Source organism: Pseudomonas sp. 22490, assembly GCF_052044465.1.
Lineage (GTDB): Bacteria > Pseudomonadota > Gammaproteobacteria > Pseudomonadales > Pseudomonadaceae > Pseudomonas > Pseudomonas aeruginosa.
The window spans coordinates 163,054-177,733 of record NZ_JBQENS010000011.1; the positions used below are offsets into that span (position 1 = coordinate 163,054).

Sequence of the window (14,680 nt, forward strand, 5' to 3'; positions counted from 1 at the left end):
CCGCGCTGGGTGCCCTGCGAGCGGCCCATCCCGCTGCGCGAGGTGCGCGGCGGCGGCGAGGAGCAATGGCTGCGGGAAATCAACGAGCGCGAATTGCCGGAACGCATCGATCCGGACAGCGGGCCACTGATCCGTACCGTGGCGATCGCCACCGACGCCGGCGCCCACGACCTGCTGGTCGTGGTACCGCACATCATCGCCGACGGCACTACAGTGCTGACCCTCGCCGAACAATGGCTGACCCTGGCCGCCGACCCCGCCGCGCAACCCTGGACCGCCAGCGCCCTGCCGCCGGCGGAGGATCTGCGTCCGCGCCGCTTCACCGGCGACGAAGGCGCGGCGCGCCTGGCCGAGCAGACCGCCCAGGACGAAGCGCTGGTCGGCCGCCACCGCCCGGGCCGGATCGAGCCGAGCAACCCGGTGCCGCTGGAAGCGCGGCGTACCCGCCTGCTGCACCGGGAGCTGGACGGCGCGCAGCTGGAACAGCTGCAACGACGCGCCCGCGAACACGGCACCACGGTACACGGCGCGCTGACCGCGGCGCTGGCCATCGCCGCCGGCCACGACCACCAGCGCCGCCCTAGCCACATCGCCATCGGCTCGCCGATCGACTTCCGCGACGAACTGGAGCCGCCGGTGCGCCCCGACGAAGTAGGCACCTACGTCGCCACGGTACCGGTGGTGCTGGACATCGCCCGGCCGTTCTGGGAGGTCGCCCGCGCGCTCACCGACGACCTCGGCGAACGCCGTCGCCAGGGCCATCATTTCAACCTGGTCACCCTGGTCGCCAGCGCTGCGCCGCGCTGCATGGCCGACGCGCGGCCATTCATGGCCTTCATGGAAGCCGAAGGGCCGATCAACCTGTGCTCCTCCAACATCGGTCGCTATCCGTTCCCCGAGCGGATCGGCGCCTTGCGCCTCTCCGACGCGCAGTTCCTCACCGGCATCTCGGTGAACGGCTACTTCGTGGCCGCCATCAACTCCAGCCATGGCCGGCTGTTCTGGAACTTCACCTATATCGACGAAGCGGTCCCCGGCGAACGCGCCGAACGCCTGGCCGAAGATTGCCTGGGCACCCTGCTGTCGGCGATCCACGCCCCCCAACGATCCGCCCTCGAGGAGCAATGACATGTTATTCACCAGCAAACCTCTCTCGCCCCAGGGCCGCCACGTACTGATCACCGGCGCCTCCAGCGGCCTCGGCCGGGAAACCGCGCTGCACCTGGCCGAACAGGGTTTCCAGGTGGTCGCCGGGGTGCGCCGCCAGGAGGATGGCGAGCGCCTGGCGAACGCCTGCCCGTCCGGCCGGATCAGCACGCTGCTGATCGATGTCACCGACGAGGAATCCATTGGCCGGGCCGCCGCGCAGGTGGCGGAGAAAGTCGGCGATACCGGGCTCTGGGGCCTGGTGAACAACGCCGGGATCTGCATTTCCGCGCCGCTGGAATGCGTCTCCAGCGACCTGCTGCGGCGCCAGCTGGAAGTCAACCTGATCGGCCAGCTCGCGGTGACCCGGGCGATCCTGCCGCTGCTGCGCCGTGGCGGCGCGGCGCGCCTGGTGAACGTCACCTCGGGCCTCGGCTCGGTCGCCATTCCCTACCTGGGCGCCTACTCCGCCGCGCAGTTCGCCAAGGAGGGAGTGAGCGACGCCCTGCGCCGCGAGCTGGCACCCATGGGCATCCAGGTCTCGGTGGTCAGCCCCGGGGCGATCTGGACGCCGATCTGGGGCAAGATCGCCAGCGAGGGCGAGCGCGCCCTGGCCGACGCCCCCGACGCCGTCGCCGACCTCTATCGCGATACCTACCTGCGCTTCCTCCAGGCCAACGAGGACGGCGCGCGCAACAGCGCGACCAAGCCCGCCGATGTCGCCGCCGCGGTGCATGCCGCGCTCACCGCGGCCAAGCCGCGGACCCGCTACCGGGTGGGCGCCGACGTGCGCCGCGGTACCCTGCTGGCGCGGCTGCTGCCCGATAGCGTGATCGACGGGATGTTCCGCCCCATCGTCACCGCCGCCCCGGCGGCGAAGGAGGAGCAACGTGCCTGATCGCAAACTGAGACTGGGCGAGGAACTGATCTCGCCACTGCACGCGCTCTACGACGGCCTGCAGGTGGACGGCGCGCCGCGTCCCGCGCATCGCGCCGCCGAGCATCCGGTGTGGGTGGTGACGCGCTACCGCGACGCGCGCAAGGTCCTCAACCATCCGGGCGTCCGCCGCGACGCCCGGCAGGCCGCCGAACTCTACGCGAAGCGTACCGGCAGCCCGCGCGCGGGGATCGGCGAGGGACTCAGCCACCACATGCTCAACCTCGACCCGCCGGACCATACCCGCCTGCGCTCGCTGGTTGGCCGCGCGTTCACCCCGCGCCAGGTGGAGCGCCTGCAACCGCATATAGAACGGATCACCGAGGAATTGCTGGACGCCATGGCCGGCCGCGAACAGGCCGACCTGATGGCCGACTTCGCGATCCCGCTGACCATCGCGGTGATCTTCGAGCTGCTGGGCATTCCCGAGGCCGAGCGCGAACACGCCCGCCAGTCCTGGGAGCGCCAGGCGGAACTGCTGTCGCCGGAGGAGGCCCAGGCCCTGGCCGATGCGCAGGTCGACTACCTGCGCGTGCTGCTCGAGGCCAAGCGCCGGCAGCCGGCCGACGACGTCTACAGCGGGCTGGTGCAGGCCGCCGACGAGAGCGGCCAGTTGAGCGAAGCGGAACTCGTCTCCATGGCCCACCTGCTGATGATGAGCGGCTTCGAGACCACCATGAACATGATCGGCAACGCGCTGGTCACCCTGCTGGTCAACCCGGAGCAACTGGCGTTGCTGCGGGCGCAGCCGGAACTCCTGCCCAACGCCATGGAAGAACTGGTCCGCCACGACAGTCCGGTGCGCGCCTCGATGTTGCGCTTCACCGTGGAAGACGTGGAACTGGACGGGGTCACCATTCCCGCCGGCGAATACATCCTGGTCTCCAACCTGACCGCCAACCACGATGCCGAGCGCTTCGACGATCCCGACCGCCTCGACCTCACCCGCAACACCGATGGCCATCTCGGCTACGGCTTCGGCGTGCACTACTGCGTCGGCGCCTCGCTGGCCCGGCTGGAGGGGCGGATCGCCATCCAGCGCCTGCTCGCGCGCTTCCCCGACCTCCAGTTGGCGGTGCCCCACGCGGAGCTGCAGTGGCTGCCGATCACCTTCCTCCGCGCCCTGATCAGCGTGCCGGTGCGCACCGGATGCAGCGCCCCGGCGAACACCGCCTCCCACGCCAACCCGATCGAGAGGATCGCCCAATGAATGCCAAGGAAATTCTCGTCCACAGCCTGCGCCTCCTGGAAAACGGCGATGCCCGTGGCTGGTGCGACCTGTTCCATCCGGAAGGCGTACTCGAATTCCCCTACGCCCCGCCGGGCTGGAAGACCCGCTTCGAGGGCCGCGAAACCATCTGGGCGCACATGCGCCTGTTTCCCGAGCACCTGACCGTGCGCTTCACCGACGTGCAGTTCTACGAGACCGCCGACCCCGACCTGGCCATCGGCGAATTCCATGGCGACGGCGTGGCCACCGTTTCCGGCGGCAAGCTGGCGCAGGACTACATCTCGGTGCTGCGCACCCGCGACGGACAGATCCTGCTCTACCGCGACTTCTGGAATCCGCTGCGGCACCTCGAGGCCCTGGGCGGGGTCGAGGCCGCCGCCAAGATCGTCCAGGGAGCCTGAGCCATGCCGCGCGCCGCCGTGGTCTGCGGCCTGGGCAGCTACCTGCCCGAGGCCGTGCTCAGCAACGACATGCTCGCCGCCGAGCTGGACACTTCCGACGCCTGGATCAGCAGCCGCACCGGCGTGCGCCAGCGGCATATCGCCGGCGACCTCGGCAGCGGCGACCTGGCCCTGCGGGCGGCCTCCGCCGCGCTCGCCTCGGCGGGGCTGGAGCGAGTCGATGCGGTGGTGCTGGCAACCAGCACCGGCGACTTCTGCTGCCCGGCCACCGCGCCCAGGGTCGCGGCGCGCCTGGGGTTGGTCGGCGCGCTCGCGTTCGACCTGTCCGCCGCCTGCACCGGCTTCGTCTACGGCCTGGCCAGCGTCGGCTCGCTGATCAGCGCCGGGCTGGCGGACAGCGCGCTGCTGGTCGGGGTGGACACTTTCAGCCATACCCTCGACCCCGCCGATCGCTCGACCCGCGCACTGTTCGGCGACGGCGCCGGAGCGGTGGTGCTGCGTGCCGGCGATGCCGAGGAAGAAGGCGCGCTGCTGGCCTTCGACCTCGGCAGCGACGGCCACCAGTTCGACCTGCTGATGACCCCCGCCGTCAGTCGCGCCGAACGCAGTTCCGGACAGGCCTCCAACTACTTCCGGATGGACGGCAAGGCAGTGTTCGGCCAGGCGGTGACGCAGATGAGCGACTCGGTGCGGCGGGTGCTCGACCGGGTCGGCTGGCAAGCTTCGGACCTCCATCACCTGGTCCCGCACCAGGCCAACACACGCATTCTCGCGGCGGTCGCCGACCAGCTCGACCTTCCCGTCGAGCGAGTGGTGAGCAACATCGCCGAGGTGGGCAATACCGTCGCCGCCTCGATTCCCCTGGCCCTGGCCCACGGCCTGCGCCAAGGCATCCTGCGCGACGGCGGCAACATGGTCCTCACCGGTTTCGGTGCCGGACTGACCTGGGGTTCGGTCGCCCTGCGCTGGCCGAAGATCGTTCCGACAATGGACTGAAGAGGGAAGAACAATGCCCAACGACATGGAAGACCATCTCCTCACCGTGCTCAGCGTCGCCAGCGGCGTGCCGAAGGAGGAAATCAGCCGGGACAGCAGGATGGAAGACCTGGCTTTCGATTCGCTGGTGGTCAGCGAGCTGTCGCTGAAGCTGCGCAAGGAGTTCGGCGTCACCGGGGTCGACGACGAACTCGACCTGCTGGAAACGGTGGACGAACTGTTCCAGCTGGTCGAGAAGCACCGCGCCGCCTGAGGCCAGCGAACGCCGGCGTTCCGTCACTTCTCTGCCAGGCGAAGGCGGTGCCGGGACATGGGAACGCGCATCGCCTTCGATCAACCAACACCAGAGCGAGATTCGCTGGAGGAAGAGGTGAGTCAGAACATGGATCTCACGATCGGGACGCATCGGGAGTCGGCTTTCTACGAGCTGGAGTTCGGACCGAGGACGATAATGACCCTGGCCAACTTTCCGGACGACGTGCTGCCGTTGTTGCAAATGGAAAGCCTGATGACCTTCGAGGCGATGGCCTACCTGCGCTGCGACGCACTGGTCGAGCTAGGCTGCTACGACGGCCGGGCGCTGGAAATCGCGCGCCTGCTCAATGCCCGCTATCTCGGCGTCGACCTCGACCAGCGGGCGATCGAGACGCTGCGCACGCGGATCGAGCGCGAGGGCATGAGCGATCGCGCGGACACGGTGGTCGACGACATCCTCAACCACACCAGGCACGGTGCCTCGGTCGGCTCGCGCGCGCTGTACCTGCTGCCGTTCAACCTGCTGGGCAACTTCCGCGAGCCGAAACGGCTGCTCGACTCCCTCGCCGAGCGCAGCGTGGCGGCGGTGGTCTCGGTGTTCGGCGATAGCGCCGAGGCCACCCGCGTCCGCCAGAGCTACTACCGCCGTTGCGGGGTGCAGGGCCTGGAGTTGCACACGCGGGACGACGGCACCGTGTTCACCGGCAGCGACGGCTTCTACTCGCGCTCGTATTCACGCGCCTGCCTCCACGCCCTGCTCGCCGAGTGCGGGCTGACCGTGGTGCGCAGCGCTTCGAACCTGTTCGCCCACTGCGTGACGGTGCTGCCCGAAGGCGCCGACCAGGGCTTCGGTTCGTCGGCGGCATGAGTCGCCGTCGTGCATTCATCGCGCGGCCACGGCACGGGCAGGTCGCCGTGGCTCGCTTCATCGTCGTCTGAACCGCTCGGGAGCTGGAAACATGCCTTTGATTGTCTACGTGCTCGGTGCCGCGATCTTCGCCCTGACCACCAGCGAATACATGGTCGCCGGGCTGATGCCGGCGCTGGCCGCCGAATTCGGCGTGTCCTTCGCCGCGATCGGCTACCTGGTCACCTTCTACGCCGGTGCGATGGCCGTCGGCGGCCCGCTGTTGACCACCGCCCTGCTCCGGGTGCCGCGCAAGAACGCCCTGCTCGGCCTGATCGCGCTGTTCGTGGTCGGCCAGGTCATCGGCGCCCTGGCGCCGGGCTATGCGGTGATGGTCGCGGCGCGACTGGTCACCGCGGTCGCCGCCGCGGCCTTCTTCGGCGTGGCGCTGACCGCCTGCGCCGAACTGGTCGAAGGCAACCAGTTCGGCCGCGCGTCGTCGCTGGTGCTCGGTGGCCTGATGGTCGGAACCGTGCTCGGCCTGCCCGTCGCCACCTGGCTGGGCGAATGGTACGGCTGGCGCGCGAGCTTCTTCGCGGTGGCGCTGGTGGCGGTGCTGGTCGGCCTGCTGGTGTTGCAGCTGATGCCGGCGATCCCGGGGTCGGCGGGCAGCGGCTCGCTGCGCGAGGAACTGAAGGTGTTCAGGAACGCCCATCTATGGTGGGTCTACGCCACCAGCCTGCTGCTGATCGGCGCCACCTTCGCCGGCTTCACCTATTTCGTGCCGATCCTCACCGAGGTCAGCGGCTTCTCCGCCTCGACCGTACCGCTGCTGCTGGTGGTCTACGGCCTGGCGACGCTGGTGGGCAACAACATCGTCGGCCGCCTGGCCGACCGCCATACCATCGCGGTCCTGGCCTTCGGCCTGCTGGCGGCCATCGCCGCGATGGTGGCCTTCGCCCTGTTCGGACAGGTTCCGGCGGTGGCGGTGGCGGCGCTGGTGGTGATCGGCCTGACCGGGGTGTCGATGAACCCGGCGCTGGTGACCCGCGGCGCACGTGTCGGCCATAACAACATGCTGGTCAACTCGGTGCACACCGCCTGCATCATGCTCGGCGTGATGGCCGGTTCCTGGATCGGCGGCCTGGGCATCGCCGGCGGATTCGGCCTGCAGGGCGCGCTCTGGGTCGGCGCGGCCCTCGGAGTACTGGCGCTGCTGACCCTGCTGCCGGAGCTGCGCTTCGCCCGCGCCCCGGTAGGCGGGGCACTGGGCCGCTGAGCAGGATCCCTCAGGCGCTGCGCGCCAGCCAGCGGCAGTAGCCGGCGACGCCCTCTTCCAGGCTCTGGAAATCGTCGCGGTAGCCCGCCTCGCGCAGCAGCTCCAGGTCGGCGCAGGTATGGCTCTGGTAGCGCGCCCGCAGCGACTCGGGGAACTCGCGGTAGCCGAGCAGGCCGCTTTCCACGGCCTGTTGCAGCGACAGGGGCGGCTGGTCGGCGTTGGCGCGGACGCTATTGATCACCGCCAGGGCGACCTCGTTGAAGGTCCGTGCCTGGCCGCTGCCGAGGTTGAAGATTCCCGAACGCTGCGGATGGTCGAAGAAATGCAGGTTTACCCGCGCCACGTCCTCCACCGCGACGAAGTCGCGCAGGTGGCCGCCGGGCGGGAAGCCGCCGTGTTCGCCGAACAGTTCGACCCGCCCGTCGCGGCGCAATTGCTGGTAGCAGTGGTAGGCCACCGAGGCCATCCGCCCCTTGTGTTCCTCGCGCGGCCCGTAGACGTTGAAGTAACGCAGGCCGACCACCTGGCTGCGCGCCTGCGGCAGCGCCCGCCGCACACGCTGGTCGAAGAGGAACTTGGAATAGCCGTAGACGTTCAGCGGCCGCTCGTACTGGCGCGCCTCGCGGAAGGTCCGGCCGGCGCCGTAGACCGCCGCCGACGAGGCGTAGAGGAACGGCACGCCGAGTTCCAGGCTGCTTTCCAGCAGGCGGCAACTGTAGCGGTAGTTGTTCTCCATCATGTAGCGGCCATTGCTTTCCAGGGTGCTGGCGCAGGCGCCCTGGTGGAACAGCGCGCGGACCGTGCCGAAGTCGCCGCGGGCGTATCGCTCGAGGAAGTCGTTCTGGTCCAGGTAGTCGGCGATATCGGCGTCCGCCAGGTTGCGAAACTGCTCGCCGTCGGTGAGATCGTCCACCGCGATGATGTCGGTCTCGCCACGCCGGTTCAGCGCCTGCAGCAGATTGCTGCCGATGAAGCCGGCGGCGCCGGTGACGATGATGCTCATGGGCACTCCCTTCGACAGGATGAATGCCCCCAGGCTATGCCTATGCGCCGTGCCGCCCGTTGACCTGCAACAAGCCATGGGCGGACGGCAGCGGTTCAGCGGGAAGGACGATCGTTGTGACCGAGGTCGCGTTGCGGGTCGATGCGGTCGCGAACCCGCTGCTTGAGCGCCTTGGCCTCGGGGAAGCCGCCGTCGGCCTTGCGTTCCCAGACCTGCACGCCGTCGCAGGTGATACGGAAGACGCCACCGGTTCCGGGCTCCAGGCAGACTTTTCCGAGATCGTCGGCGAAGGTGCTGAGCAGTTCCTGGGCCAGCCAGGCGGCACGCAGCAGCCACTGGCACTGGGTGCAATAGGTGATGACGATTTCGGGCTTGGCGGTGGGCATGTCGGCGGCTCAGGGGAAACGGTCGCGCCTATAATAGCCGCCTTTTCACCCGGCTCCGGATCGTTCTCATGCGCCGCCTGCTGCTCGTACTGCTGCTCCTGCTTCCCCTGTCCGCCCTCGCCGCGGAGGCCCGGCCGAAGATCGGTCTGGTCCTCTCCGGCGGTGCCGCCCGCGGCCTGGCCCATATCGGCGTGCTCAAGGCCCTCGACGAACAGGGCATCCAGATCGACGCCATCGCCGGCACCAGCATGGGCGCGGTGGTCGGCGGCCTGTACGCCTCCGGCTACACCCCCGCCGAACTGGAGCGCATCGCCCTGGAGATGGACTGGCAGCAGGCGCTGTCCGACGCGCCGCCGCGCAAGGACGTGCCGTTCCGGCGCAAGCAGGACGACCGCGACTTCCTGGTCAAGCAGAAGATCAGCTTCCGCGACGACGGCACCCTCGGCCTGCCGCTGGGGGTGATCCAGGGCCAGAACCTGGCGATGGTGCTGGAAAGCCTGCTGGTGCACACCAGCGACAACCGCGACTTCGACAAGCTGGCGATCCCCTTCCGCGCCGTCTCCACCGATATCGCAACCGGCGAGAAAGTGGTGTTCCGCAAGGGCCACCTGCCCCAGGCGATCCGCGCCAGCATGTCGATCCCCGCCGTGTTCGCCCCGGTGGAGATCGACGGCAGGCTGCTGGTGGATGGTGGCATGGTCGACAACATCCCGGTGGACGTGGCGCGCGACATGGGCGTGGACGTGGTGATCGTGGTCGACATCGGCAACCCGCTGCGCGACCGCAAGGACCTGAGCACCGTGCTCGACGTGATGAACCAGTCGATCACCCTGATGACCCGGAAGAACTCCGAAGCCCAGCTGGCCACGCTCAAGCCCGGCGACGTGCTGATCCAGCCGCCGCTGTCCGGCTACGGCACCACCGACTTCGGCCGCGTGCCACAACTGATCGACGCCGGCTACCGCGCCACCACGGTGCTCGCCGCGCGCCTCGCCGAGTTGCGCAAGCCGAAGGACCTCAACAGCGAAGCGCTCGACGTGGCGCGCACGCCGAACCAGCGCAAGCCGGTGATCGACGCGATCCGCGTGGAGAACAACTCGAAGGTCAGCGACGAGGTGATCCGCCACTACATCCGCCAGCCGCTCGGCACGCGCCTCGACCTCGGCCGCCTGCAGGACGACATGAGCACCCTCTACGGCCTCGACTACTTCGACCAGGTGCAGTACCGGGTGGTCAAGGAGAAGAAGCTCAACACCCTGGTGATCCACGCCACCGGCAAGAAAGGCGGCACCGACTTCCTTCGCCTGGGCCTCAACCTGTCCGACGACATGCGCGGCGAAAGCACCTTCAACCTCGGCGGCAGCTACCGCATGAACGGCCTCAACCGGCTCGGCGCCGAGTGGCTGACCCGGGTCCAGCTCGGCGACCGCCAGGAACTCTACAGCGAGTTCTACCAGCCGCTCGACGTCGGCTCGCGCTACTTCGTCGCGCCCTTCCTGTTCCACGAGGCACAGAACGTCGACGTCACCGAGGACAACGACCCGCTGCTGCGCTATCGCCTGGAGCGCTACGGCTACGGCCTCAACGTCGGCCGGCAGATCGCCAACAACGGCGAAATCCGCCTGGGCGCGGTGCAGGCCTACGGCAAGGCCGACGTGCGCATCGGCGACCCGAGCCTGCCGGACATCGACTTCACCGAGGGCTACTACGAACTGAAGTACTCGTTCGATACCGTCGACGACGTCAATTTCCCCCACGAGGGCGAGGAGATCGGCCTGACCATGCGCCGCTACGACAAGTCCCTCGGCTCGGACGACAGCTACCGGCAGTGGGACCTGCGGCTGAACAAGGCGCTCAGCTTCGGCGCCGACACCTGGGTGTTCGGCGGCGGCTACGGGCGCACCCTGGACGACGCCGAGGTGGTCACCTCCAGCTTCACCCTCGGCGGCGCCCGCGAGCTGTCGGGCTTCCGCCGCGACGCGCTGTCCGGGCAGAACTACAGCCTGGGACGGATCGTCTATTACCGGCGCCTCACCGAACGTTCCTTCCTGCCGCTGGACTTCCCGCTGTACCTGGGCGGCAGCATCGAGCGCGGACGCATCTGGAACAACGACAACGAATACGACAGCGGCTACATCAACGCCGCCAGCCTGATGATCGGCTTCGATACGCCGCTGGGGCCGCTGACCTTCAGCTACGGGATCAACGACGAGAACTTCAAGGCGTTCTACCTGAACCTCGGGCAGAACTTCTGAGCGGAGTTCAGGCGATCAGCGCCAGCAACTCGCGCGCCTCGGCCTTCTGCCACGGGTCGCCGTGCGCCACCACCAGGCGCAGGATGCGGCTGGCCTGGTCGAGATCGCCGCTGTCGATGCAGGCACGGGCCCGGTCCAGGCTGGCCGAGGCCTCCTCCGGCGGCACCGTGGCCGGCTCCGGCTGGTCGAGTTCGAGGTGTTCGTACTCGGCGACATCCGGCAGTTCATGGAGATTGCTCTCGAACGCCAGGGGCTCCTCCTCCGCCGGTTCCGCCTTGCCGGCAGCGGCGCGGCGCGGCAGGTCGGGGTTGTCCAGGGGATTCTCCAGGGCGCCCCAGTCGAGATCGAGATCGAGGTTGAGGTCGCCGAAGCCGTCGGCGCCCGAGGTCGCATCCGGTTGCTGCAAAACGGGCGGCTCGGCCAGCGGCAGGTCGCTCCAGTCGTCGTCCTTGGTTGTTGCCGCCGGCGTCTCGGTCGCCGGCATCTGTAGCAGCGCCGGGTAGCGTCCGCGCAACTCGTCGATGGCCTCCGGGTTGCCGCCACTGGCCAGGGTTTCCTCGGCCAGCGCGTCGAAGCCGGCCGCATCGCCCAGCTCAGCCAGCACCAGCAACAGCTTCATCCGCGCGCTCAGGCGCTGCGGCTGCTCGGCGAGTACCTGACGCAGCAGGTCGCGGGCCTGTCCGTAGCGACCGTAGGCGATATAGATGTCGGCGCCGTCCAGCTTGTCCGCCGCAGCCATGGCGGCGCGCGGAGCGGCGGCCGGAGCAGGCGGAGGAGACGGCGGCGGGCTGGAGGGAGCGGCGACCGGCGGCCTGGCCTGTTCCTCGACCTTTGCCGGCGCCGGTGCGGCCGCCGGGGGGCGCGGCGCACGCCGCAGCGGCAGGTTCAGGGCGACCCGGCGCTTCGGTTCGACCGCCGGGACAGGAGCCTCTTCGCGGCGGCGACGCAACAGCAATACGCCGAGCAGGGCGAGGACCAGCAGCAGGACGATCATCCAGCGCCAGTGCTGCGAGTCCGTCAGCGTTTCAACCGGTTGCGCAACCGAAGGCGCGGCCGCGGCGGGCGGCGGCGCCGCGGGCCGCACCGCCTGGCGCCGGGCCAGTTGCTGTTGCAGTTCGGCGACCTGGCGATCGCGCTGCTGCAGTTGTTCCTGCAAGGCCTGCAACTGGCGTTGCAGATCGTCCATCCGCTGGCTCAGTTCCTCCCGTTGCCGGGCCAGCGCCTCGGCCTCGGCATCCGCCTGGCGCTGCGCCTCGACGAGAGCCGCCGGAGCGTTTTCCACCACGGCGGCATCGGCTGGCGGCAGGACTTCCACGGCCGCCTCCTTCACGGCGCCGGGCGCGCCTCGCTCCGGCTGGTAGCCGGCCGGCAGGCGCAGGCGCGCGCCGGCCTTGAGCCGGTGCCGGTCGGCATTGACGAAGGCCTGCGGATTGAGCTGGTACAGGGCCTCCATGAGTTGCGCGCGATCGGCGTTGCCGGCACCACGCAGGCGTCCGCTGATGGCCCAGAGGTTGTCGTTGGGGCGAGCCAGGTATTCGTCGCCCGGCTCCAGCAGTGCCGGGTCTACGACGGCCGCGGCACTACGCGGCGCGGGCGCCGGCGTCGAGGATTGCCGCTGCGGCTCGATCCCGCTGCGCGCGGCCGGAAGCATGCGCGGCGTATAACCGAGCGGATCGAGCAGTACGGTGAATTCGCGCACGATGCGGCCGTTGGGGCGGGCCACCTCCACCAGGAAATTCAGGTAGGGCTCCTGCACCGGTCGGCTCGAGGACACATGGATGCGATTGCCACCGCGCCCCTGGAGCACCGGACTGAAACGCAGCTCGTTGAGGAACTGCAAGCGTTCCACCCCGGCCGCGGCGAAGACGTCGGCGCCCGCCAGGCGGACCTCGATCTCGTCCGCGCCGAGATCGCCGACGTCGAGCAGTTCGATATCCGCATCCAGCGGCTGGTTGAGCGCCGAATGCAGGGTGATGTCTCCCACTCCCAGGGCGCTCGCCTGCCCGGCCAACAGGCACGACCAGGCACACAACATGACACGCAAGGCTTTACCGGGCATTCCGTTCTTTTCTCCGCACTTCGAGCACACAGCCGGCCAGCGGTCGACTGCTACATCTATTTCACGTTAGCCCGAATTTCGCCCCGTACAGGGCTGAACGCACCACATGGCGCAAGACATGGCTTTTTGCCATCACTGAATAGAGGAATGCCGTGGAAACGGTCAAGATTTTTCGTCAGAAAACCGACGAAAACCTCTGTAGAGGGCTTTCGGACGAAAGCCCAGGAGGTGATGCCATAAAAATGGCGATTCTAGCGGAATTTCGTGACGCAGTGCTCAGCGCTTTTCCAGGTTCGCCAGGATTCGCAAGAGCACCTGCTGGCACAGCGCCTGCTCGGACTCGTCGATGCCGGTCAGTACGTCGTTGCGAACGCTGGCGGCGATGGCCTCGATATCGGCGATCAGCACATCGGCCTTGGGCGTCAGCACGATGTGCTTGGCCCGCCGGTCCTCCGCCACCGCCAGGCGCCGTACCAGGCCCTGGGACTCGAGGCCGTCGAGCAGCCGCGCCAGGGTCGGGCCTTCGACCCCGACCGATTGGGCCAACTCGCGCTGGGTGGGCGAATCGCGATGGCGCGCCAGATGCAACAACACCAACCAGCGCGCCTGGGACAGGCCGAGGTGACTGAGGCGGCGGTCGAGTTCAGCGCGCCAAGCACGGGAAGTCTGGGCTAGCAAGGTGCCGAAATAGTGCTTGTCTGTCTGAGCCATAGGAAAAAGGAGGTCCGATATTTCATTTGACTAATTATTAGTCGGCTAATAATGCCCGTCCAATTTCCCCCCGTACAATGACAAATTGTCGCACGATATGCCCAGGCCAGGCCCTGTCTACCACTTCGCGTACTGGTCCTCGACGAAGCCCCAGAGCCGCTCGATCCTCACCTCGGCACGACCTCGCGGACGCAGCACACCGCTGAAACAACCGAATATCTGCTTGAAGTTGCTCGCCAGCAGACCGAGGTTCAGCCGCTCCTGATGCATGCCGTGAGCCTCGAAGCGCAGCTCCACCTGGCCATCGTATGAACGGATGGTCCAGGGCCGCAGCGGCTGGTCGCGGTCGAAGTCGAAGCGCACGCTGTCGACCTTCAGCAGTTCGCCGTCCAGCCAGTAGCAGTTCTCGGTGAAGCTGGTCTCGTTGACTCCGCACGACAGGTTCAGGCCGACCCGCAAGCCGTCCGCCTCGCCGGACAGGCAAGCCCAGTTCCAGAAGGTTTCCGGGCGCATGTAGCCCGCCGACCAGTCGTGATGGGCGAAGGCGTCCAGCGCCTGCAGGTCGTGGTCGCCGAGGGCGCTGCGCACGTCGCCGCGACAGCGCACGCCGGCCACCTTCTGCGCGTAGACCCAGCCGTTCACCGCGGTCGGCGTACATAGGCACATCGGCTGGAAGCTCGGCGCCTCCTCGCTGAAGCAGGCGTCGATGCGGGTGCCATCGTCGAGTTCCACCAGCAGGCGTTTCTCCCGGTGAACCATACGGTTCTCCAGGCGTAGCAGGTTGCGCCCCTGGCGCAGTTCGCAGACGCCGTCGTCCGGGGTCTGGGAAAACCGGGTTCCGAACCCCAGCGGCAGCTTGAAGCGCCGCTCCAGCATGCGTCCGCTGGAAGGCTGGTAGAGGTAGACGAAGCCGACGCCAAGCAAGCTCAGCTGAGCCAGGGCGCAGCCGCCGATCAGCTCCGGGCTGATCAGGCCAAAGTACTGGAACTGATGGAAGCGTCGCCATTTGCCCAGGGCCCCCACGCGCCGGCCCATCGGCGAACGGAAGTCGAAATCGCGGTAATTGATGTGCTGCGGGGCACTCGGGAAGATGCCGTAGTGCGGTTGGCCGTTGGCCTGGATCAAGCGCTGCATGGGGTCCGTCCGGAAGTCGTCTCGCGGTGGGGCCGGCAGC

At 68.3% G+C, this 14,680-nt stretch carries 14 protein-coding genes; 9 read left to right on the plus strand and 5 right to left on the minus strand.

Going from position 1 to position 14,680, the window contains the following annotated elements:
• The 8 genes from ACTJJX_RS14795 to ACTJJX_RS14830 all read left to right on the plus strand — a co-directional run.
• A partial coding sequence (locus ACTJJX_RS14795; RefSeq protein WP_258153668.1) for a phthiocerol/phthiodiolone dimycocerosyl transferase family protein occupies positions 1–1,128 on the plus strand: 1,128 nt, incomplete at its 5' end.
• A 1-nt stretch (position 1,129) separates the two neighbouring features.
• A complete protein-coding gene (locus tag ACTJJX_RS14800) occupies positions 1,130–2,044 on the plus strand; it encodes an SDR family NAD(P)-dependent oxidoreductase (RefSeq protein WP_016852608.1) in 915 nt (304 codons plus the stop codon).
• Entirely contained in the window at positions 2,037–3,293 is a 1,257-nt protein-coding gene (locus ACTJJX_RS14805; RefSeq protein WP_003091710.1) for a cytochrome P450 family protein, read from the plus strand. Before ACTJJX_RS14800 ends, ACTJJX_RS14805 begins: the two co-directional genes overlap by 8 nt.
• Positions 3,290–3,715 carry a nuclear transport factor 2 family protein gene (locus tag ACTJJX_RS14810; RefSeq protein WP_003091711.1) on the plus strand — a complete coding sequence of 142 codons (426 nt, stop codon included), beginning with the start codon at positions 3,290–3,292 and terminating at the stop codon, positions 3,713–3,715. The genes ACTJJX_RS14805 and ACTJJX_RS14810 overlap by 4 nt, the downstream gene beginning before the upstream one ends.
• 3 nt (positions 3,716–3,718) lie before the next feature.
• Complete coding sequence (locus ACTJJX_RS14815; protein WP_003091712.1) at positions 3,719–4,711, plus strand: beta-ketoacyl-ACP synthase III; 993 nt, start codon at positions 3,719–3,721, stop codon at positions 4,709–4,711.
• Between the two features lie 13 nt (positions 4,712–4,724).
• The gene (locus tag ACTJJX_RS14820) at positions 4,725–4,964 is read left to right on the plus strand and encodes an acyl carrier protein (protein WP_003106204.1); all 240 of its coding nucleotides are present in this window, start codon (positions 4,725–4,727) and stop codon (positions 4,962–4,964) included.
• A 117-nt stretch (positions 4,965–5,081) separates the two neighbouring features.
• A complete protein-coding gene (locus tag ACTJJX_RS14825) occupies positions 5,082–5,834 on the plus strand; it encodes an SAM-dependent methyltransferase (RefSeq protein WP_016852607.1) in 753 nt (250 codons plus the stop codon).
• A 91-nt stretch (positions 5,835–5,925) separates the two neighbouring features.
• A complete protein-coding gene (locus ACTJJX_RS14830) occupies positions 5,926–7,092 on the plus strand; it encodes an MFS transporter (protein WP_003106206.1) in 1,167 nt (388 codons plus the stop codon).
• Between the two features lie 10 nt (positions 7,093–7,102).
• On the opposite strand, the gene rfaD is transcribed toward ACTJJX_RS14830, so the two are convergent.
• Positions 7,103–8,095, minus strand: a complete 993-nt coding sequence (rfaD, locus tag ACTJJX_RS14835) for an ADP-glyceromanno-heptose 6-epimerase (RefSeq protein WP_003106207.1) — start codon at positions 8,093–8,095, stop codon at positions 7,103–7,105.
• 95 nt (positions 8,096–8,190) lie between these two features.
• The gene (locus ACTJJX_RS14840; RefSeq protein WP_003091717.1) at positions 8,191–8,481 is read right to left on the minus strand and encodes a SelT/SelW/SelH family protein; all 291 of its coding nucleotides are present in this window, start codon (positions 8,479–8,481) and stop codon (positions 8,191–8,193) included.
• Between the two features lie 68 nt (positions 8,482–8,549).
• On the opposite strand from ACTJJX_RS14840, the gene plpD reads away from it, so the two are divergent.
• Positions 8,550–10,736: a patatin-like phospholipase PlpD gene (gene plpD / locus ACTJJX_RS14845; RefSeq protein ID WP_003113139.1), complete on the plus strand. Its 2,187-nt coding sequence runs from the start codon at positions 8,550–8,552 to the stop codon at positions 10,734–10,736.
• Positions 10,737–10,743: 7 nt separating this feature from the next.
• Here plpD and ACTJJX_RS14850 read toward each other — a convergent pair whose 3' ends face one another.
• The 3 genes from ACTJJX_RS14850 to ACTJJX_RS14860 form a co-directional block, all read right to left on the minus strand.
• Complete coding sequence (locus ACTJJX_RS14850) at positions 10,744–12,795, minus strand: FimV/HubP family polar landmark protein (protein ID WP_016852606.1); 2,052 nt, start codon at positions 12,793–12,795, stop codon at positions 10,744–10,746.
• A gap of 276 nt (positions 12,796–13,071) precedes the next feature.
• Entirely contained in the window at positions 13,072–13,506 is a 435-nt protein-coding gene (locus ACTJJX_RS14855; RefSeq protein ID WP_003091721.1) for a MarR family transcriptional regulator, read from the minus strand.
• A gap of 117 nt (positions 13,507–13,623) precedes the next feature.
• Positions 13,624–14,640 carry a DUF2804 domain-containing protein gene (locus tag ACTJJX_RS14860; RefSeq protein WP_016852605.1) on the minus strand — a complete coding sequence of 339 codons (1,017 nt, stop codon included), beginning with the start codon at positions 14,638–14,640 and terminating at the stop codon, positions 13,624–13,626.
• Positions 14,641–14,680: the final 40 nt, after the last annotated feature.

Bases quoted from the DNA above. Each gene is read 5' to 3' on its own strand.
- ACTJJX_RS14800 (WP_016852608.1), top strand. From the start codon at position 1,130: ATGTTATTCACCAGCAAACCTCTCTCGCCCCAGGGCCGCCACGTACTG.
- ACTJJX_RS14810 (WP_003091711.1), top strand. From the start codon at position 3,290: ATGAATGCCAAGGAAATTCTCGTCCACAGCCTGCGCCTCCTGGAAAAC.
- ACTJJX_RS14815 (WP_003091712.1), top strand. From the start codon at position 3,719: ATGCCGCGCGCCGCCGTGGTCTGCGGCCTGGGCAGCTACCTGCCCGAG.
- ACTJJX_RS14820 (WP_003106204.1), top strand. From the start codon at position 4,725: ATGCCCAACGACATGGAAGACCATCTCCTCACCGTGCTCAGCGTCGCC.
- ACTJJX_RS14830 (WP_003106206.1), top strand. From the start codon at position 5,926: ATGCCTTTGATTGTCTACGTGCTCGGTGCCGCGATCTTCGCCCTGACC.
- rfaD (WP_003106207.1), bottom strand. From the start codon at position 8,095: ATGAGCATCATCGTCACCGGCGCCGCCGGCTTCATCGGCAGCAATCTG.
- ACTJJX_RS14840 (WP_003091717.1), bottom strand. From the start codon at position 8,481: ATGCCCACCGCCAAGCCCGAAATCGTCATCACCTATTGCACCCAGTGC.
- plpD (WP_003113139.1), top strand. From the start codon at position 8,550: ATGCGCCGCCTGCTGCTCGTACTGCTGCTCCTGCTTCCCCTGTCCGCC.
- ACTJJX_RS14850 (WP_016852606.1), bottom strand. From the start codon at position 12,795: ATGCCCGGTAAAGCCTTGCGTGTCATGTTGTGTGCCTGGTCGTGCCTG.
- ACTJJX_RS14855 (WP_003091721.1), bottom strand. From the start codon at position 13,506: ATGGCTCAGACAGACAAGCACTATTTCGGCACCTTGCTAGCCCAGACT.
- ACTJJX_RS14860 (WP_016852605.1), bottom strand. From the start codon at position 14,640: ATGCAGCGCTTGATCCAGGCCAACGGCCAACCGCACTACGGCATCTTC.